Genomic DNA, 16,013 nt, shown 5'->3' with positions numbered 1-16,013 from the left:
TGACCGCCCGGCACCGTACACCGGTACGAGCGCGGGGACTTCGCCACCATGATCACGGACGTGGAGGCAGGCGATACCCCGATGCCCGGGAGGGGCGTTCACCGAGTTCGGCGCGGACCGAGGATGGTTGCGTGGTCGGCGCCGAACTCGGCGGTGGTGTCACCAGTGCGCGGCGGTCGCGTAGTAGGTGGCGCCGGGCCATGCCTGGACCGGTGTCGTCGACGGCACGATCCGGCCCGCGCACAGCCCGCGCTCGGCCAGCCCGTCGACGATGCGCGGGATCGCGGCGAGGGTGCTTTGGTATCCCTCGTGCAGCAGGATGATGCCACCCGGGCCGACCTGGAGGGCGTTGGCCACGATGTCGTCGGTGGAGATGCCGTTGTAGTCGAACGAGTCGGTGGTCCACAGCACCTCGGTCATGCCGAGTGTGGTCGCGTCCTGGCGGATTCCCGCGTTGGTTCGGCCGTACGGCGGGCGGAACAGCGTCGGTGCGTGGCCGGTTTGGGACTGGAGGATCTGGTTCGTACCCAGGAGTTCGTTGAACGCGTCGGGCTCGCCCAGGTCGTCCAGGAACGGGTGGGAGAACGAGTGGTTGCCGATCCAGTGGCCGCCGGCGGCGATCTGCGCGACGTACTGCGGGTAGTCCAGGGCGTGGGCCCCGGTCAGGAAGAAGGTCGCCTTGACCCAACCGGCGTCGTTCAGTGCCTGGACGTAGGCGGGGGTCAGGGTCGAGGGGCCGTCGTCGAACGAGATCGCCGCATAGCCGGCGGAGCATGGGGCGGGGGACGCGGGATCGGCGTGCGCGGCCGTCGTCGGGCCCAGGATCAGACCCGCCACCGCGACCATTGCCCCGGCCGCCCATGCGCGCACTCGCACGCTGGACTTCATCTCGGACTTCCTTTCGAAGATTCGACATCATCACGAACCCGGCCACCATCGAAGGATGGGTGGCCCTGCGGTCGACCTCCCGCCGCCGGGTGCGGCCGGGAACGGCTTACCGGTTGCCCCCGGGGCGGAAGGTCGACCGCAGGTCGAACGTCAGCGAGTGCGCGCGGGCAGGATCCGCTTGAGCGCGAGGCCCGCGCTGAACAGCGTGAACGCTGCCACGAGCGCCCACATGACGTTCGCGCCGGTCGCGGCCAGAGCGCCTCCGGCGCCGGCTGCGGCCGCACCCGTACTTGCGTGATACATGGTCACCATTTCCTTTCTTTTCTTCGGATCGCGTCCCAGAACGCCTGAGCCTGGGCCGCTTGCAGGTAGAGGTCGAAGGCCATCTCGACCACGATGAGCGCGCCGAGCACCACTTGCAGTGGTCCGCGTTTGCGGACGCTCACGGCGCGTTCCACGGAGAAGATCAGGGTCACCACCATCCACACGGGCTGAATACGCACGTGTCCGGTGAGGGCGAGGGACAGCAGCAGGGAACCGAGGTAGATCACGATGATCAGCAGGCCGATCAGCGAGAGCACCTGTCGTCCCCAGTAGGTGCGGGTGATGTGTGTCCACCCGTAGTCGGTCAGGTTCTCCAAGGCGCCGCGCTTCCAGCGCAGTCGCTGCTTGAACAGGTCCGACCAGGTGCCCATGACCTCGGTCATCAGCGTGCACTTGGGCGGGCAGACGATGCGCAGACCCAGGTGCAGGATGCCCAGCGTGAGTTCGTTGTCCTCGGTGAGCACGCGGGTGTCGTACACGTGCGCCGCGCCGGGAAGTTCACCGCTTGCTCGGGCCGCGACGACCTCTTGGAGGGTCAGCGCGCGAAAGAGTGTGGCCGTCCCGGTGAGTACGAGGGCTTTGCCCTGGAGCCGCTCGACATCGCGGACATAGCGGGCGTACTCGTTGCGTTGCAGCATGCCGACGAAACCCCCGCCCGGCTTGCCGGTGAACGTGCCGCCGACCGCTCCGAACTCGCCGGTCGCCAGCCGCTCCAGGCCGTGGCTGAGGAACTCCGGCCCGAGGGTGGAATCGGCGTCCATCACCAGGATCGCGTCGGCCGGCCCGAGATTCGGCAGGATGTGATCGATGACCTGATTGAGGCCGCCGGCCTTCTTGTGCTTGTTGTCGACGGTCTCGTAGACCTGCACGCCCATGCCGCGGGCTATCTCGACGGTTCGGTCGGTGCAGTTGTCCGCGATGACGATGATCGTCTCCGGCGGTCGACGCTGACCGTACAGGGATTGGATGGTCTCGCCGATCTGCGCTTCCTCGTTGTGCGCGGGCACCAGGGCGGTGATACGCATCGAGTGCACGTCCACGGCCGGCAGCGAACGGCGACGCCGACGCTTGGTCCTGAGCCGGAACGGCTCGGCCTTGCGTGCCCGGTGTCGCCGGGGACGCTCTCCTGCGGGAGTCGGCTCGAAGGCCGGGACCGGGCGCGGCTCATCGCGAATCGGCGCCAGGATCTCCGTCGGGTGATCCGCCCCCATCGGCTGTTCGGCACGTCCTCGGTGCCGCCCGCCGGGCACGCCGCTCGCGTACCCCATGTTGCTCATCTCGCCGTCGCGCTCCCGATCGAAATCATGGCGAATGGAAGAAATCGCCCAGAAGCGCACGCGCGAATCCCGAAGCCGCAACCGGCGTTCGGGCAGCGCGAAGGCCGACGAGTTTCAGCTCGCCGAGAAGCGAATCATCCGTTCCCCCCGGGGTCCCCACCCAGGATGACCAAGAATGGGGTATCGAAAGGATCTTGTACAACACAAAGTTCCAATTGTGAGCACAAGCACAGACAAACGCCGAGATCCCAACAGATAGTTGCCTGCCGCCGCACGGCCGAGAGCCCCGGCGATCGCACCGACCCCGAGGGATTCGGCGATTCGAATATCGTCACCGACTCTGACATACCGGGTATTTCACGCCACCCGGTTGCCCCGGGTGTCGCGTTTGCGTAGCAATAGGCCGCCGGCCGGCAGTGCCGCGACGGCCCACCCCGCGGCCACGCCGAGGCCGGCCAAGAGGCGGACGGGCAGGCTGTCGGGATTGGTGGTGGTCTCGATGCCGCCCCCCGCCCTCATCGGCGCGACGCTCCCGAGCAGGCGCCGCCGGTTCGGGTCTCCGAGCGGTCGGACTGCCGCACCGCACTCTCGCCCACCGGTCGTCCCCCGATCCGGCGGGCGCGCGCCATCCGGGTGAAGTACACGAACAGCCTTCACTCGAAAGGGATGGATCGTATGCGAGCTGTCAATCCGAATGGTGTGCCGCCCTCTCCCCACCGGTCGTGGGAGCCCTCCCGGCCCGCGAACTGCCGCATCCGGCCCGGCCCGCCGCCTCGTCACCTGCACACCCGGCCGCCCGCCGGTGCGCCACGACGACCCCGCGACCTTCACCGTCTCGGAAGGAACCCGCAACCACCATGAGCAGCAACATCGCCTACGCGAAGATCCACCCCGCGATCGGAGTGGCCCGGGTGGGCAACAGCACCCGCGACGACGGCCGGTACGACGACATCTGGGACGGCCGGTCACCGCCACGCTCATCCCGGACGGCCGCGGCATCGACGTCACACCCGCCCGGGTCGTGGTGGGCCCGCCCGACTACGCGCCGGACATCAAGACCATGCACACCGTCTACGACCTGCTCCTCGACGTCTTCGTCGGCAACGGCCGGCTCGACCCGATCACCGCCGGCCACCTGCGCAACCGGCGCACCTCCCGCGGCCTCGAACAGCGATGGCTCCGGCACGCCTTCCGGCGTCGCCGCCACACCGCCGGCCCGACGGATCCCGCCGACGGCCGACCGAACACCCGATCCCCCCGATCCCACCCCCAGGAGTGTCCGCATGACCACCACCGACGTCATCTCCGTATCCGACGCCGACGCCGCTCCCCGCCACGGCCACCGGTTCCTGCTCATCGGCACCGATACGGTCTTCGCCTACCACCTCGCGCTCTACCACGTCCCCATCCATGCCTTCCAGATGATCAACAAGTTCGGCCTGGACGGGGGCCTGCGGAAGAAGTACCTCGATGACCTCGCGAACCACGAGGACCAGCGGGTGTACTACTCCCTGTTCTCCGAAGGCGACTGGCCCCTCCAGGAAATCGTCGACGGCACCCGCGACTCGCTGCCCGTGGAACTCGAGCGGGTGACCGTCGACAGCGCCGGCAATCGCACCTTCACCAAGATCCTCGACGAGACCACCGCCACCTGCCGCAAGCAGGACGTCGTCCACTACAAGCCGCTCAACGCCACCGACTACCCCGACCACCTCACCTGTCTCGCCTTCGGCCAGGGATCCGAGGTCCACCTCGCCCACCAGCTCGCCGCCTCGCCGAACTGGGACGAGGTCATCACCACCACCCGGCCCGCCGGCTTCCAGCAGAGCGACCTCGACCACGCCACCGCCGTCACCATCCCCTCCATCAAGGACCCGAAAGGCGTCGTCACGACGAGCCCCCTGGTGAAGGGCAAGCCCTACGAAGGCCTGATCGGGACCCGCGAGGTCACCTTCACCGCCGGGCGCCAAGGCTGGTGGAACCACACCAGCCTGAACACGTAACCACGAATATCGAGCGCCGCACCGCCCGTTCGCCGTCGCGCATGGCGGGCGGCGGGGTCGTCGGGGACGTGGTGCGGCTCGCCATGCCGTCGCCGCAGAACCCACCGAGGCCGACCGGCTTCGGGACCCTTCACCTCGGACGCGGCCCCCACCGGCCGAACTCCGGTGGGGCCGCGTCCGTGTGCCTTCCGCCTTCGCGCGGCCGCGCGTGTGGCGGAGCCGGCACGGCAATCGCCGGGCGGGCTGGGACCGGATTCCCGACCGGCCGCGGGGCGCGGCCGGCTTCGTGACCTGGCCGGCGCCCGCCAGACCTCGACCCTGGTCCTGAACGCTACCCGGATGCGCGACCGATGAGTTTGTGGCTCCCGGCGGGTCCAAGGTAGCGACACCTGTGGAAAGGACATTGCCATGTCGGAGCTTCTCGTCGACTTCATCACCTCTCTCGACGGCCACGCATCGGGAGAGGGATGGCCCGGGTTCTGGGGCCTCGAGGGTCCGGAGTACCTCGCATGGCTCGGCGAGCAGCCCGAGGCCACGTACCTGATGGGAGCGAACACCTACCGCCTGATGTCGGGCTTCGCCGCAGGCCAGGTCCCGAATGGCCAAGCCGAGTTCAGGCCCGAGGAAGAGGCGTCCGTCGACGAGCTCACGCGGGCGTCCAAGGTGGTGTTCTCCTCCTCACTCGACGAGCCACTGACCTGGGCCGGCTCCACGCTCGTCCGCGACGACGCCGTCGAGGCGGTCCGCGCCATGAAGTCGAGCGGCGCGGGGCTCCTCAGCACGATCGGCAGCCTCAGCCTGTGCCGGTCCCTGGTACGAGCCGGACTCGTCGACCGCTTCCGGGTCGTGATCTTCCCGGTGATCACCGGGGCCACGGGCGCGGAACGCATCTACGACGGCTATCCGGACGTCGCCCTCGAGATGATCGAGCACCGCACCTTCGACGGCCGTATCCAGTTGGTCGAGTACAAGCCCCGCGTGCTCGAGCACCCGCCGCTCGGCATTCCCGAGTGACGTTGCCCCGTCCGCCGGTCCGCCGGTCCGAACGGCACCGGGCCGGCGCCGGCGGGCGCGGAACGAGACCCGATGGAGGGCGAACGGCCGATGCCGTGTGGTGGGACATCGACCATGGGGGCGATGTGCCCACTGTGAACGCGGAGTTGACGTGTACGCAGTGCTGTTGGTCGCCGTCGGGGTGGTGCTGTTGGGCGCGATCGCGTTGTTGGTGGTTCTCTCGTTCGGCCGCCGGGACGCCGGTGAGGGTCCTCGGGACCTGTTGCGTGTCTCGGGGGATGGCGAGAGGGACCGGGCCGAGGCCGGTGATCGGGCTCTCGGCAGCACCGCCTGGATGCGCGGTGGTGGCGGCGGCTGTTGAGCGGTCGACGGGTGCGACGGCGTCGCGGTGCAGGTCGGGGTGGTCGCGGACGGATTCGTCGGCGCGCTGCTCACCACCCACACCTACCGCGACGACCGGCCCATCAAGTCGACCCGCGCCGGGCGACAGGCGCGGACGCACGGAGGCGGTGGCGGGCTTACGTGCGCGCCGATGCGTGGGTCCGAGTGGCGGAGATGAGCCCGGCCAGTGAGGTGCGGGTTTCCGACAGCGCGGTGATCCGGTCATCCAGGCCCCGGAGGTGTTCTTGGAGGGTCTCCAGCTTGCATTCGGCGACCGTGCCGTCCTGGCGAACACACGGCAGGAGATCGCGGATGACCCTGGTCGGCAGCCCCGCGTCCAGAAGTGCGCGAATGCGGCGGACCGTGGCGGGTGCGCTGTCGTCGTAGCGGCGGTGGCCGCTGTCGAGACGGTAGGACGCCAGGAGGCCCTGCTCCTCGTAGTAGCGCAGGAGCCGGACGGAGGTGTCCGTCGCGGCGGCGAGCTCGCCGATCTTCATGTGGCGCCCCTCACAATCCCTTGAATCTCACATCGATGTGAGATCTTAACGTGAGGTCCATGACGAACACGGATCACCCCATCTCCCTCTACGGTTTCCTTCGCCCCGCGCCGGGGCGCGCGGACGAGGTCCGGCGCATCCTGTCCTCCTTCGTGGAACCCACCCGACAAGAGCCCGGAAACCTGCAATACCACCTCCACGAGCACGAGGACGGCCGCTTCTTCCTGTACGAGGTCTGGCGCTCGCAGGAAGACCTGGACCGACACAACGCGACGCCACCGCTTCGGGCCTTCCTGGAAAACCTGTCGACCTTCCTGGAGGCAGCCCCGGAGGGCTACTTCGACACCATGCTCAGCCCGTATCCCGGGGCTGCACCGGCTCCTGCCTGAGTGCCCGCGAACAGGTGCCATGCATGGCGCACGAGGGCGACTTCACCGTGGCCGGCGCTCGCCCGCACGGCGAACCGCCCGGGCGTCGACGCGGTCAGCACCCGGGCCGGCGCAGCTGCGCGAGTCGTTGCGCCGCGTGCTGATCCGGGCTGTGCCCGGCCGTGCCGGAGTCGGCAACTCGGGCCGGCGGCCGACCGCTTGGTCGCCGCGTTCGACTTCACCGGCGAGGCGTGGACCGGGGGTGGCGCGAACCGCCGCAGAGCGGCGACAGGCCGGGCATGTGGGGGTCGGGGGCACCGTGACCGGGCCGCGGGGCGTGGCGTGGACGGGCGCGGCGGCGTCGCGAGGACGGGTGGGCGTCGGGCTCGCGCCGGCTGTCTGCGCAGGGGGAAGTACCCGGGCTGCTGCCGTTCGACGGCGTTGGCCTCGTGAGAGGCCGACGGCGTTGGGACCGGCGCCGAATGGGCGAGGTACCTCGGCACGGTCGCCGCGGCCTGGGCCGGCAGACGAATCGGCCGTCGGAATGGTCGGGGTAGTGCGCGTCACGCGAACCGCACCCACAGGCCCCGGCGTGCCACGGGGTCACGCGGCGCTGCGACGCACCTCGCCGAGGCGGCGCAGCGCGTCGTCGAGTTCGGCCTGGGCGTGGTCGAGCCAGGTGGTGGTGATGTCGGTGCCGGCGGTGCTGTGATCGGGGCGCCGGTGCAGGCGGGGTTGCTCGCCCGGGTCGGCGGCGCGGGCGTGGGTGAGGGCGTGGCTCGTTCGCGCGGCGGCGGCGAGTTCCTCGCCGGCCGCGTCCAGGTAGGTGCGGGTGGCGGGGTCGGTGACCTTGGTGAGGTTGGCCGGGTCGGTCACGGTGCGGGCGATCGCCTCGAGGGTCCTGCCGGTCAACTTTCGGGCGGTCAACGCCGGTGGCAGACCGGGGAGTTGCGCCAGGTGCGCGAGGGCCGTGCTCTCCACCAGGGCCAGCGAGTACGTCAGTCGTCCGAGCTTCGACAGATACGTGTCATCGGGGAACATGCGGGCCATTGTGCGTTACCGCTCCGACGCCATCGACGTGTTTTCGAACGCCGAACGGGTGGTTCGGCCATGCAGGATGCGGGTAGTCGTCCGCTCCGGTCGGCCGACACCGAACCGACCCACACCACAAACCCGCCGGAAGATCCGACATCGAACGGCGGCTCCCGGCGTCCTGACCACGGCGGCGATTCGTCTCGGTCCGGACAACCGTCCGCTCCGCACCGGGGCCGCGTTGCTGTACGGGTGGACGGGCGCCCTTCGCGGGGTCCACACATACTCGCCTCGTGGCGTGCCGTACGGGCTCTGCCTCGCGCAGGTCGGCGGAGAAGGGCTCCGACCGCGGCAACGCGCGGTCGGAGCCCTTCTCGTTCGTCGCGCGGACGACCCGGCAGAGGAGCATGGCCCGTCGCCCGGACAGGCTCAGGCGGACTCGCCGCGCCGGATCGGGTCCGCCATGGTCTCGATCCGTCGGTCGAACAACAGGTCCATGGTCGCCGGTAGTTGCGGGTCGATGTTGGGGCGCGGCAGCCCCGGGACCAGATCGTCGAAGCCGACCGTCTCGGGGGCCGAACCGCCGGCCCCGGCGGCTCTCCGCTCGCCCTCCGGGTCGCCTCCAAGTCGCTTCCATGTGCCTTCCAGGACCACCCGGCGAGTGTTTTCCCCACAAGGCGACGACGGCCGGTCCCACCGGCCCGACACTCGGGAGAACACCATGAAGCTCAAGACCCTCACCACCATCCTGGCCGCGCTCGGTGGCGCCTTCATCATCTACGTCGGCCTCGCCTACCTGCTCGCCCCGCAGTCGACCGCGTCCGGCTTCGGCCTGCCCAGTTGGCCCGAGCACGAAGGCACCGGGTTCCTCGCCGTCAAGGGCGTCCGCGACATCGGCACCGGGCTGGTCATGCTCGCCCTCCTGCTGACCGGACACCGGCGGGCACTGGGCTGGACGATGCTCGCCATCACCTTCATCCCGGCCGGCGACATGACGGTCGTGCTGAGCAACGACGGCTCCGCCGCCACGGCCTTCGGCGTCCACGGCCTGACCGCGTGCCTGGTGGCACTCACCGCCGGCCTGCTGCTGCGCGAACACCCGGCCGAGGCAACCGCCCCCGCGCCCACCTCGACCACCCCGCGCGTGAGCGTCCCGGCCGCACGTTGACCCCTCGGGCCATGCCGGCACGGCATCCCCGACCCGAACCCCGACTCCTGCGGCTGGGACTCCCACCGGATACCCGTGTGCGGGACGAACAGGATCCCGCACAACGCCTGCCGATCCGGCACACGGGGTCGCCCACGCGTCGGCTTCGGAGGAGGTTCGGGTGGGGCTTCGGAGGAGGTTCGGGTGGCAACGACTCGGTGAGGGACAACAGTTCGTCCGAAACGATCCATGGACGCGACCCACCTCTGCGCACACGGGGCCCAACGACCGAGCAAGCCGATGGTCACACCGGACTCACCATGTGTCAGGACCTCTTGACCGGCAGGCCGGCGTCGATGACCTCGGCGATGAGGGTGGCGCCGCGGCTGTTCTGGTGGATCTGGTCGGTCGTGAGCACCAGACCCCGACGCCGCGAAATCGTGTCGAGGCTGCGGCGCAGCACGGTGTGCTGGACGAGGACTCCGACGACCGCCGCGGGTGTCACCTCCCGGTAGGGAATCGGCGGCGGGTCCGTTCGGCGCAGTTCCTCGATCTGGCGTTCGTGGAGCGGAAGGTAGGCCACCTCGTTGGTGGCGGCGACCTCGGCGATCATCCGGCTGTACTCCTGCGACGCCCGCGCCGCGGGTCCGTCGAGTTGTTGGCCGAGAACCGGCAGCGACAGCAGACCGATCGTCGCATCGGTCTCGGTTCGCAGCCGTTCGACGATGCTTGCGAGGCACTCCTGGAACCAACCGGCAGACGGGCGTTCGGGGAGCCGTTTGCGCTTCATGGCCTGCTCGACGGGGTAGCCCGGAAGGCTTGCTCGGGCGTCGTTGGTCCCGATCAACACGGTGATCACGTCGGGCGGGTTCGCGACGACGGCATCCACGCGCTGCAACAGGTTGTAGGCGAAGTCACCGTTGGCACAGAAGCGGGTCGGCCGCACGTCACCGTCACCGTCACCGAGAGGGTGGCGTCGTCCGATGAGGTCCAGGTAGTCGACGCTGAACTGCGCGCGCGTGAGGCTGTCGCCGAGGCACGCGATGCGTGTCGTCACGGCGCTTCCCGGTCGGGCGTAGCGAGGGGTTCGGTCGTACGGGAGTCGGTCCGAGGACGATGGTCGGTGCCGAGGCCGGCGGTGATGGCCAGGATGGACGTCGGCCCCGACATATCGACCGCGTGCCATACCCCGGCCGGGTTGATGGTGGCTTCGCCCGGTCCGAGCAGGACGCGTTCGGGCACCCCGTCCACGTCGCGGGTGACCGTCACCGACCCGCTGAGGCATACGACCAGTTCGTCGCCGGCAGGGTGGCTCTCCCAATGGTCGCCGTCCCCGTCGCCGTCGAAGATCATCACCATTCGGCCCTCGGCGCCGTCCGCCGCGACCGCGGCGCTGTACGCCTGAAGCACCTCCGGGTCCCAGGCGAAGCCCTCGACGGGTTTCGCTCGCGATCCCAGCCCGAGGTGCACGGGGGTGGTCCGCAAGTCGACGGCATTGCGTTCGTTGTTGACGAGTCTCATGCCGACGATCATCACTCGACAGCGGTCGGGCGGTCTTGAAGGAATGGGAACAGAAACCGACACGACGGTCGGTCGGGTGGCGACTACCCGGGCCCGAGGAGAACTTCGCCGCGCCGCCAGGCCGTCGGCGACCGTCCCGTGAACTCGCTCCACTCCCGTACGAGATGGGCCTGGTCGGCATAGCCGGAGATGGTCGCCACCTCGGCCCACGGAAGCGGGGCGTGTGCCGTTGCCAGTTCGTGCGCGTGCTCAAAACGCAGAACCCGGGCGACGGTCTTCGGCGACAGGCCCAGTTCCGCGCGGAACCGTTCGGTGAGGTACCGACGGCTCCAGCCGAGTTCCGCGGCAACCGCGCCCACGTGAACACATCCCCGCGCGGCGACGAGTCGGCGCCAGGCCTCGGCAACCTCGGGGCGCACCCGGTGCACACGGTGGCCGCCGGTGCCGCGATCGACAGCGCGGAGGAGCAATGCGTCCAGCACGGTGAAGCGCGCCGCCCATGTCTCGGCCGTGCGGAGCCGGTCGACCAGCTCCGCGCCGAGCGCTCCGAGAAGCTCGTCGAGCGGGACCAGTCGGTCGGCGAGCGCGGCGGCGGGTAGGCCGTAGATGGCCCGAGCCCCGAGCGGTGTCAGCGCTACCTGTACACCCTGCTGGCGTCCGTCGTGGTGGATGGCGACGGACCGGCTCATCAGACCACCGGTCACGCTGCCGAACCGGGTGATCGGAGACCCGTCGTCAACGCCCGCCGCGACCTCCAACGGGCCGGACAGGCTGATCACTGCCGTGAGCGCGCGACTCGGCGGGCCGCAGTGCACACCGGCCGGGAGCGCGCGCAGGTCGAAACCGACGTACGCGTCGACATATCGCCGCAAAGCGGGCGCCGGACGTGCGCCGATACCGGCGGCTGTGCGCTCCTCCACGCTCCTCGGTGTCACGCTCCTCAGTGTACGAAGCGGTCGAGCCCGGCAAGATCGTCACCCGGACCGCGAACCGCATCAACCGTCGTCGTCGCCCCCGGCATCCGCGCCGGTGCCGAAGCCGCTTCGGGCACGCCCGCCGGCGCGACGTACCGCGTTCACCGTGCGGCTGCGGTGATGGCCTCGTGGAATGCGGCCGATGGACCACCCCATGCCCGTACGATGGACGCGTGGCCCGGGGCCGGGCAGACAGGTAACCCAGTGGAGCCGTCGGACCGGGAGCGTGCCGTGGCGAAGACATGGCGGTGGGAAAGCGATCACCGGTGCTGCGCCACCTGCCCGCCGGACAGCTCGCTGGTGTACGAGGGCGGGGAAGTACGCTACCTGGGATGGTGTTCGGACGTCGGCTTCGGTGGGGGTTACACCATCGGGGTCCAGACGATCGACGAGTTCGTGACCCGCGGACCTCTCGACGAGACCATGCCCCCGGCGCTGATCGCGGAGATCCGTGCGTACCTGACCGCCGCGTAAAGGTCACGTGGCTCGCGAACGGCCTTGGCCCGGATCGTTGTCGGGCATCCGGTCATGGCGAGGTCGTGCATGCGGACGACCGCGCCGACCGACCGGTCCACGCCGTTGCCCTGGGGCGGCGGCAGTCGCGCAGGATCTTCCGTTTCTACCCGCGGGCGAAGACGTGCTCGACACGGGCGCGGACCCTCGTGGTTCGAGCCGCCCCCAGTGGAGCAGACCGAGGGCCCTGCGGGTCGCCGGGATCACGAACGGCCGATCGCATGCCGGGCCATCGGGCGTCAGGGAGTGTCGACGACCTCGTGGCCCGCGGCGCGTAGCGCGGCGAGGGCTTGAGCGCGGTGCGGATCGGGCACCAAGAGGAGGTCCGCGTGGTACGTGGAGCAGACGAACACCGGCACCGCGGCCTCGGCGAGGGGTTGGACGAGGGAGGCCAACAGCCCCGGCACGTCCAGACCGTGCTGTGCGTCGGCGTCGTACAGGCCGATCCAGCGCTGTGCCGCGGGGGTGTCGGCGGAGGCGTTCCGCACGACGGTCAGCCCCTCGGGCGCGCGGACCAGGGCGTGCCACGCGTCGTCGCGGGGTTCGCGGTCGTCGGCGAGATGGTCCAACGCGAACACGTGGTCCAGGACTGCGAGCCGAAGTGCGGGACGGGGGCGGGTGTTCGCGTCCGTCGTGGTGGTGTCGTGGCCGGTGCCGCCGGTTTCCCGGTGTCGCGTGAGGTCCAGGGTGAACGCGACGCGGTCGAGACCGGGGCCGTCGTAGTCGGGGCGGACGGGTGAACCGCCTGCGTCGGGCAGTGTCTCGAAGCCGAGCCGTGCGTGGAATCGTCGGGAACCCGCGTTGCCCGGGCTGGTGACACTGTGCACGTACCGTCGGCCGCTTTCCCAGGCTTGGTCGAAGAAGCCCCGGTACAGGGCCTTCGCGATCCCGCGTCCGTGCCAGGCGGGGTCGACGCCCACGAAGTGGATGTACGCCACATCGGATCGACTCTGCGAGTGGAACCCCACAAGGAACGCCACCGGTTCGCCCTCGCGTTCGACGAGGTAGCTGGTCGTGGTGAAGTGCTGGAAATACAACCGGGGCAGAAGCAGAGCGCGTTCTCGAGAGCCCGCCTCCCCCTGAAAGCCGCCCCACCAGGCATCGAGCACCGCCAGGATCCGTGGTTGATCCTCGGCGACCGGATGGCGCACGGTCAATCCCGTTGGCAAGTCGTCGATCATGGTCGCGATGATGTCAGGACGTCGTCGGCCCGCCCAGCGAATTGTCCGCGGCCGTTCACGCCCGCCGCCTCGGCACAGGGCTGTCGAGGGCGTCGGTGACCACGCGCTGCCACGCCGACCGCCGTGAGTTCAGCCTCTTCGCAACCGCCGGCTCGGCGGGCCGGCCCTCGCCCGCCCGGTCACCTCGCCCGCCCGGTCGCCTCGGGCGTCCGGTACCGCGCAGTCCTGGAACTACAGCAGGACTACGGCCGTGCGCGGTTCGGGGCTCTGGGGGTGGAGAGTTCACGCCGGGAGAGCGCGACCGGTTGGCCTGGCCGGTCAGGTTCTGGCGTATCGGGTAAGCGATGCTCGGCGATGGCCGGCCCGCCGGTCAGTCGATGCCTTCGATGATGCGGAAGTCGCGCTCGTAGCCGTCGGGGAGGGCCACCAGGGCCTTCCGGTATGCCTCGCTCTCGTATGCCGCGACGGCCTGCTCGAAGCTGTCGAACTCGATCAGAACGGCGCGTTGCGTGATTCCGGCCTCGTGGGCGACGACTCGACCGCCAACGGACAGGGTGCGCCCGCCCCCGGCCCGCACAGCCGGACCGGCCAGCTTGTCGTAGGCGGTCAGCGCTTCAGGGTCGGAAATGGCGGGGTAGACACTGACCCAGTAGCCCTTGGCCATGGAAACCTCCTGTGTTCGGCCGGACACGTCCGACTTCGAATCGACACCCGGATCGATCGATCCCGGCGTCGGGTAGTGCGATCCGTCGAATCGCCATATGCGCAGGCTAGGGGCCGATGTGCGGTCGAGGGAAAGACCGGCACGGAATAGCCTCAGAACGGATCGTTATCAATCGGCAGGGAAGGAGGGCACGTGGCGCCGGATACGGTGAGCCTGCGGTACTTCCTGGTGCTGGCGCAGGAGTTGAACTTCACCCGCGCGGCCGCACGGATCGGTATCGCACAGCCCGCGCTCAGCGCCCGAATGCGCCGATTGGAGGCGGAACTCGGTACGGCCCTGCTCATCCGCAACACGCGTAGCGTCGTATTGACCACGGCCGGTGCGGCTTTGGCGGAGTCCGCGCCGTCCGCGCTGGCGGCGCTGGACCGGGCATGGGACACCGCCCGGAGCGCGGCGGCCGGTGAACTGGGCACGCTGCGCATCGGATACAGCCTCAGCACCGGGGCCGAGACGGCACCGGCCCTGGTGGACAGGCTGATTCGCGACAACTACGGACTCGACGTCGGCGCGGTCCCGATGGCGACACCGGAGATTTCCCCCGCGGTCGCCGACGGCCGCATCGATGCCGGGATCACCCGCGGTGAACAACCGGGCCGTGGCGTACGCCGGTTCCTGCTGCGGCATCAGCGCGTCGGGGTCCAGTTGGCGCAGCACCATCCGCTGGCCGGACACCCGGAGATCGAGATCGCCGACGCGGCGGCGTATCCGCTGCGACTCCCGGACCGTGCGGCCAACCCCGTGATCCACGATCAGCTGTCCGCACTGTTCCGAGACACCCGACCACACCCCCGATTCCACACGCCCGCGGTCTCCTTCGACATGTCTCAGCGCGACCTGCACGACGGGGTCACCCTCGCCCCGGCCGGAGAAGCCGCGGCCACGGCAGCACCGGCCGGTCTCACCTGGCGACCGCTGCGAGGCGCGCCCGGCCTGACGATCCACCTGGTTCTCCCCCGCGAGCAGTCGCCGCTACACCGCCGCATCCGTGCCGTCGCCAAAACCCTGGCGCACGAACTGCACTGGCTGCCGGACTGACGAGCAAGAGGTCAAGCGAGACGAACGCCTGCGGTGGAGCAGTACGGCATGGGGCGTTCAGTTCCCTTCCCTGGTCTGGAGGGTGGAGGTGTCCTTGACCTTCACGTCGCCGACACCGCGGCGCTCGGTGAAGAACGTGCGCCAGGGCGACCGCGCCGGGCAGGGGTCCTCGTCGGTATCCACCACGACCTTGTGCGCCTTCTTCGTCGCGGCCGGGGCCTTCGACGTGGTCGACGCCGGGCGGCCGGTCCGATCCCGCGCCCGCGCGCGGTCGGCGTACGGGCCGCGGTCGCCGGTGCGCCGGCCGCGGGCCCGTCCTGTCGGCCCTCGGCTCGTTCGCGAGGAGCGGGGCCGGCGGGCTCGACTCCGGCGGCTGCCGCGGTCAGGCGGGCAGCGATGTCGGCGCGGGGAGCGGCCGGGCGGGCACGAGAGCACCGCGCTCGCCGCATCGGGATCGTCGGCCAGGGGCCAGGGTCGCGGACCACACCGTGCCCGCCGCGACAATCACCGTTGAACGGGTCTCAAGAATCGAGCACGGCGGCGACGGCCTCGATCTCGACGAGTTGGTCCTTGTAACCGAGTACGGTGACGCCCATCAAGGTGCTGGGGACGTCATGGTCGGCGAACGAGTCCCGGACCACCTGCCAGGCGGCCACCAGGTCCTCCCGCCGGGCTGATGCGACGAGAACCCGTGTGCTGATGACGTCCTGGAGTGACGCACCCGAGGCAGCGAGAGCAGCCTGCATGTTCTCGATCGCTTTCGCCGCCTGGCCCGCGTAGTCCCCGATCGCTGCCGTGGAACCGTCATCGTTCAGCGGACACGACCCGGCGAGGAAGATCAGGCGTGACTCGGCAGGCGCCGTGGCAGCGTAGGCGTACTCGGCGATGTCGGACAGGGAGGCGGAGCGGATCAAAGTAATGGCACGAGCCACGGTCGTGGGGCCTTTCCCTCGGGTGCTGAGCGCGGACATCCTGCCGGCACCCCGGCGACTCCCGCCTTCCCTTTTATCGCCGCCCCCACGGCAACGCCATCACTTCTGCTCGACATCCATGAACCGCATGGTCACCAACCCACTCCGGAACCAGTCGACCGCACCTGGTACTCCGCCACCGTCCGCTGCGCCGTCGTCGGAT

General features: G+C 69.8%; 22 protein-coding genes. 7 read left to right on the top strand and 15 right to left on the bottom strand.

From position 1 onward, the window contains the following. Positions 1 to 159: 159 nt before the first annotated feature. The 5 genes from ACIBM5_RS16385 to ACIBM5_RS16365 all read right to left on the bottom strand — a co-directional run bounded on the left by ACIBM5_RS16385 (position 160) and on the right by ACIBM5_RS16365 (position 3,792). On the bottom strand, positions 160 to 888 hold the full coding sequence (locus ACIBM5_RS16385) for a polysaccharide deacetylase family protein (RefSeq protein ID WP_331772490.1): 729 nt from the start codon (positions 886 to 888) through the stop codon (positions 160 to 162). 150 nt (positions 889 to 1,038) lie between these two features. Beyond that, positions 1,039 to 1,191 carry a hypothetical protein gene (locus ACIBM5_RS16380; protein ID WP_331772491.1) on the bottom strand — a complete coding sequence of 51 codons (153 nt, stop codon included), beginning with the start codon at positions 1,189 to 1,191 and terminating at the stop codon, positions 1,039 to 1,041. Between the two features lie 2 nt (positions 1,192 to 1,193). After that, complete coding sequence (locus ACIBM5_RS16375; RefSeq protein WP_396007465.1) at positions 1,194 to 2,489, bottom strand: glycosyltransferase; 1,296 nt, start codon at positions 2,487 to 2,489, stop codon at positions 1,194 to 1,196. Between the two features lie 357 nt (positions 2,490 to 2,846). Continuing rightward, positions 2,847 to 3,008, bottom strand: a complete 162-nt coding sequence (locus ACIBM5_RS16370; protein ID WP_396007464.1) for a hypothetical protein — start codon at positions 3,006 to 3,008, stop codon at positions 2,847 to 2,849. Positions 3,009 to 3,363: 355 nt separating this feature from the next. Further along, positions 3,364 to 3,792, bottom strand: a complete 429-nt coding sequence (locus tag ACIBM5_RS16365; RefSeq protein WP_396007463.1) for a hypothetical protein — start codon at positions 3,790 to 3,792, stop codon at positions 3,364 to 3,366. Here ACIBM5_RS16365 and ACIBM5_RS16360 point away from each other — a divergent pair. The 3 genes from ACIBM5_RS16360 (at position 3,773) to ACIBM5_RS16350 (ending at position 5,867) form a co-directional block, all read left to right on the top strand. Next, positions 3,773 to 4,492, top strand: coding sequence for a hypothetical protein (locus tag ACIBM5_RS16360; RefSeq protein WP_396007462.1), 720 nt, complete (start codon positions 3,773 to 3,775; stop codon positions 4,490 to 4,492). The genes ACIBM5_RS16365 and ACIBM5_RS16360 overlap by 20 nt on opposite strands. A gap of 408 nt (positions 4,493 to 4,900) precedes the next feature. Next, positions 4,901 to 5,506, top strand: a complete 606-nt coding sequence (locus ACIBM5_RS16355) for a dihydrofolate reductase family protein (RefSeq protein WP_396007461.1) — start codon at positions 4,901 to 4,903, stop codon at positions 5,504 to 5,506. A 151-nt stretch (positions 5,507 to 5,657) separates the two neighbouring features. Then, positions 5,658 to 5,867: a hypothetical protein gene (locus ACIBM5_RS16350; RefSeq protein WP_396007460.1), complete on the top strand. Its 210-nt coding sequence runs from the start codon at positions 5,658 to 5,660 to the stop codon at positions 5,865 to 5,867. 157 nt (positions 5,868 to 6,024) lie between these two features. On the opposite strand, the gene ACIBM5_RS16345 is transcribed toward ACIBM5_RS16350, so the two are convergent. Continuing rightward, positions 6,025 to 6,384 (bottom strand): MerR family transcriptional regulator, encoded by a 360-nt coding sequence (locus tag ACIBM5_RS16345; RefSeq protein WP_396007459.1) that lies wholly within the window; start codon positions 6,382 to 6,384, stop codon positions 6,025 to 6,027. A 59-nt stretch (positions 6,385 to 6,443) separates the two neighbouring features. On the opposite strand from ACIBM5_RS16345, the gene ACIBM5_RS16340 reads away from it, so the two are divergent. Next, entirely contained in the window at positions 6,444 to 6,773 is a 330-nt protein-coding gene (locus tag ACIBM5_RS16340; protein WP_396007458.1) for a putative quinol monooxygenase, read from the top strand. A 582-nt stretch (positions 6,774 to 7,355) separates the two neighbouring features. Here the strand turns inward: ACIBM5_RS16340 and ACIBM5_RS16335 are convergent. Further along, positions 7,356 to 7,793, bottom strand: coding sequence for a hypothetical protein (locus ACIBM5_RS16335; RefSeq protein WP_396007457.1), 438 nt, complete (start codon positions 7,791 to 7,793; stop codon positions 7,356 to 7,358). 420 nt (positions 7,794 to 8,213) lie between these two features. Further along, positions 8,214 to 8,438 carry a hypothetical protein gene (locus ACIBM5_RS16330; RefSeq protein WP_396007456.1) on the bottom strand — a complete coding sequence of 75 codons (225 nt, stop codon included), beginning with the start codon at positions 8,436 to 8,438 and terminating at the stop codon, positions 8,214 to 8,216. Positions 8,439 to 8,505: 67 nt separating this feature from the next. Here ACIBM5_RS16330 and ACIBM5_RS16325 point away from each other — a divergent pair, with 67 nt between their 5' ends. Continuing rightward, positions 8,506 to 8,952, top strand: a complete 447-nt coding sequence (locus tag ACIBM5_RS16325; protein WP_396007455.1) for a DUF4267 domain-containing protein — start codon at positions 8,506 to 8,508, stop codon at positions 8,950 to 8,952. A gap of 304 nt (positions 8,953 to 9,256) precedes the next feature. Here ACIBM5_RS16325 and ACIBM5_RS16320 read toward each other — a convergent pair whose 3' ends face one another. The 3 genes from ACIBM5_RS16320 to ACIBM5_RS16310 all read right to left on the bottom strand — a co-directional run bounded on the left by ACIBM5_RS16320 (position 9,257) and on the right by ACIBM5_RS16310 (position 11,372). Next, positions 9,257 to 9,988 carry an SGNH/GDSL hydrolase family protein gene (locus tag ACIBM5_RS16320; protein ID WP_396007454.1) on the bottom strand — a complete coding sequence of 244 codons (732 nt, stop codon included), beginning with the start codon at positions 9,986 to 9,988 and terminating at the stop codon, positions 9,257 to 9,259. Then, entirely contained in the window at positions 9,985 to 10,452 is a 468-nt protein-coding gene (locus tag ACIBM5_RS16315; RefSeq protein ID WP_396007453.1) for a cupin domain-containing protein, read from the bottom strand. The genes ACIBM5_RS16320 and ACIBM5_RS16315 overlap by 4 nt, the downstream gene beginning before the upstream one ends. A gap of 83 nt (positions 10,453 to 10,535) precedes the next feature. Beyond that, positions 10,536 to 11,372: a helix-turn-helix domain-containing protein gene (locus ACIBM5_RS16310; protein ID WP_396007673.1), complete on the bottom strand. Its 837-nt coding sequence runs from the start codon at positions 11,370 to 11,372 to the stop codon at positions 10,536 to 10,538. Positions 11,373 to 11,657: 285 nt separating this feature from the next. Here ACIBM5_RS16310 and ACIBM5_RS16305 point away from each other — a divergent pair, with 285 nt between their 5' ends. Then, complete coding sequence (locus tag ACIBM5_RS16305) at positions 11,658 to 11,900, top strand: hypothetical protein (RefSeq protein WP_396007452.1); 243 nt, start codon at positions 11,658 to 11,660, stop codon at positions 11,898 to 11,900. Positions 11,901 to 12,178: 278 nt separating this feature from the next. On the opposite strand, the gene ACIBM5_RS16300 is transcribed toward ACIBM5_RS16305, so the two are convergent. Together ACIBM5_RS16300 and ACIBM5_RS16295 are read right to left on the bottom strand one after the other, a co-directional pair. Beyond that, the gene (locus ACIBM5_RS16300) at positions 12,179 to 13,120 is read right to left on the bottom strand and encodes a GNAT family N-acetyltransferase (RefSeq protein WP_396007451.1); all 942 of its coding nucleotides are present in this window, start codon (positions 13,118 to 13,120) and stop codon (positions 12,179 to 12,181) included. A gap of 370 nt (positions 13,121 to 13,490) precedes the next feature. Further along, positions 13,491 to 13,784, bottom strand: a complete 294-nt coding sequence (locus tag ACIBM5_RS16295; RefSeq protein WP_396007450.1) for a DUF1330 domain-containing protein — start codon at positions 13,782 to 13,784, stop codon at positions 13,491 to 13,493. Positions 13,785 to 13,976: 192 nt separating this feature from the next. Here ACIBM5_RS16295 and ACIBM5_RS16290 point away from each other — a divergent pair, with 192 nt between their 5' ends. Beyond that, a complete protein-coding gene (locus ACIBM5_RS16290; protein WP_396007449.1) occupies positions 13,977 to 14,879 on the top strand; it encodes a LysR family transcriptional regulator in 903 nt (300 codons plus the stop codon). A 57-nt stretch (positions 14,880 to 14,936) separates the two neighbouring features. Here the strand turns inward: ACIBM5_RS16290 and ACIBM5_RS16285 are convergent, their stop codons facing one another. Both ACIBM5_RS16285 and ACIBM5_RS16280 read right to left on the bottom strand, forming a co-directional pair. Then, positions 14,937 to 15,062 carry a hypothetical protein gene (locus ACIBM5_RS16285; RefSeq protein WP_396007448.1) on the bottom strand — a complete coding sequence of 42 codons (126 nt, stop codon included), beginning with the start codon at positions 15,060 to 15,062 and terminating at the stop codon, positions 14,937 to 14,939. 338 nt (positions 15,063 to 15,400) lie between these two features. Beyond that, positions 15,401 to 15,811, bottom strand: coding sequence for a RidA family protein (locus ACIBM5_RS16280; protein ID WP_396007672.1), 411 nt, complete (start codon positions 15,809 to 15,811; stop codon positions 15,401 to 15,403). Positions 15,812 to 16,013: the final 202 nt, after the last annotated feature.

Origin of the sequence: Embleya sp. NPDC050493 (assembly GCF_044458105.1) — a bacterium.
Lineage (GTDB): Bacteria > Actinomycetota > Actinomycetes > Streptomycetales > Streptomycetaceae > Embleya.
This window is presented reverse-complemented; position numbering and strand designations above follow the sequence as displayed.

Bases quoted from the DNA above. Each gene is read 5' to 3' on its own strand.
- ACIBM5_RS16385 (WP_331772490.1), bottom strand. From the start codon at position 888: ATGAAGTCCAGCGTGCGAGTGCGCGCATGGGCGGCCGGGGCAATGGTC.
- ACIBM5_RS16380 (WP_331772491.1), bottom strand. From the start codon at position 1,191: ATGTATCACGCAAGTACGGGTGCGGCCGCAGCCGGCGCCGGAGGCGCT.
- ACIBM5_RS16375 (WP_396007465.1), bottom strand. From the start codon at position 2,489: ATGAGCAACATGGGGTACGCGAGCGGCGTGCCCGGCGGGCGGCACCGA.
- ACIBM5_RS16370 (WP_396007464.1), bottom strand. From the start codon at position 3,008: ATGAGGGCGGGGGGCGGCATCGAGACCACCACCAATCCCGACAGCCTG.
- ACIBM5_RS16360 (WP_396007462.1), top strand. From the start codon at position 3,773: ATGACCACCACCGACGTCATCTCCGTATCCGACGCCGACGCCGCTCCC.
- ACIBM5_RS16365 (WP_396007463.1), bottom strand. From the start codon at position 3,792: ATGACGTCGGTGGTGGTCATGCGGACACTCCTGGGGGTGGGATCGGGG.
- ACIBM5_RS16355 (WP_396007461.1), top strand. From the start codon at position 4,901: ATGTCGGAGCTTCTCGTCGACTTCATCACCTCTCTCGACGGCCACGCA.
- ACIBM5_RS16345 (WP_396007459.1), bottom strand. From the start codon at position 6,384: ATGAAGATCGGCGAGCTCGCCGCCGCGACGGACACCTCCGTCCGGCTC.
- ACIBM5_RS16340 (WP_396007458.1), top strand. From the start codon at position 6,444: ATGACGAACACGGATCACCCCATCTCCCTCTACGGTTTCCTTCGCCCC.
- ACIBM5_RS16335 (WP_396007457.1), bottom strand. From the start codon at position 7,793: ATGTTCCCCGATGACACGTATCTGTCGAAGCTCGGACGACTGACGTAC.
- ACIBM5_RS16325 (WP_396007455.1), top strand. From the start codon at position 8,506: ATGAAGCTCAAGACCCTCACCACCATCCTGGCCGCGCTCGGTGGCGCC.
- ACIBM5_RS16315 (WP_396007453.1), bottom strand. From the start codon at position 10,452: ATGAGACTCGTCAACAACGAACGCAATGCCGTCGACTTGCGGACCACC.
- ACIBM5_RS16300 (WP_396007451.1), bottom strand. From the start codon at position 13,120: ATGATCGACGACTTGCCAACGGGATTGACCGTGCGCCATCCGGTCGCC.
- ACIBM5_RS16295 (WP_396007450.1), bottom strand. From the start codon at position 13,784: ATGGCCAAGGGCTACTGGGTCAGTGTCTACCCCGCCATTTCCGACCCT.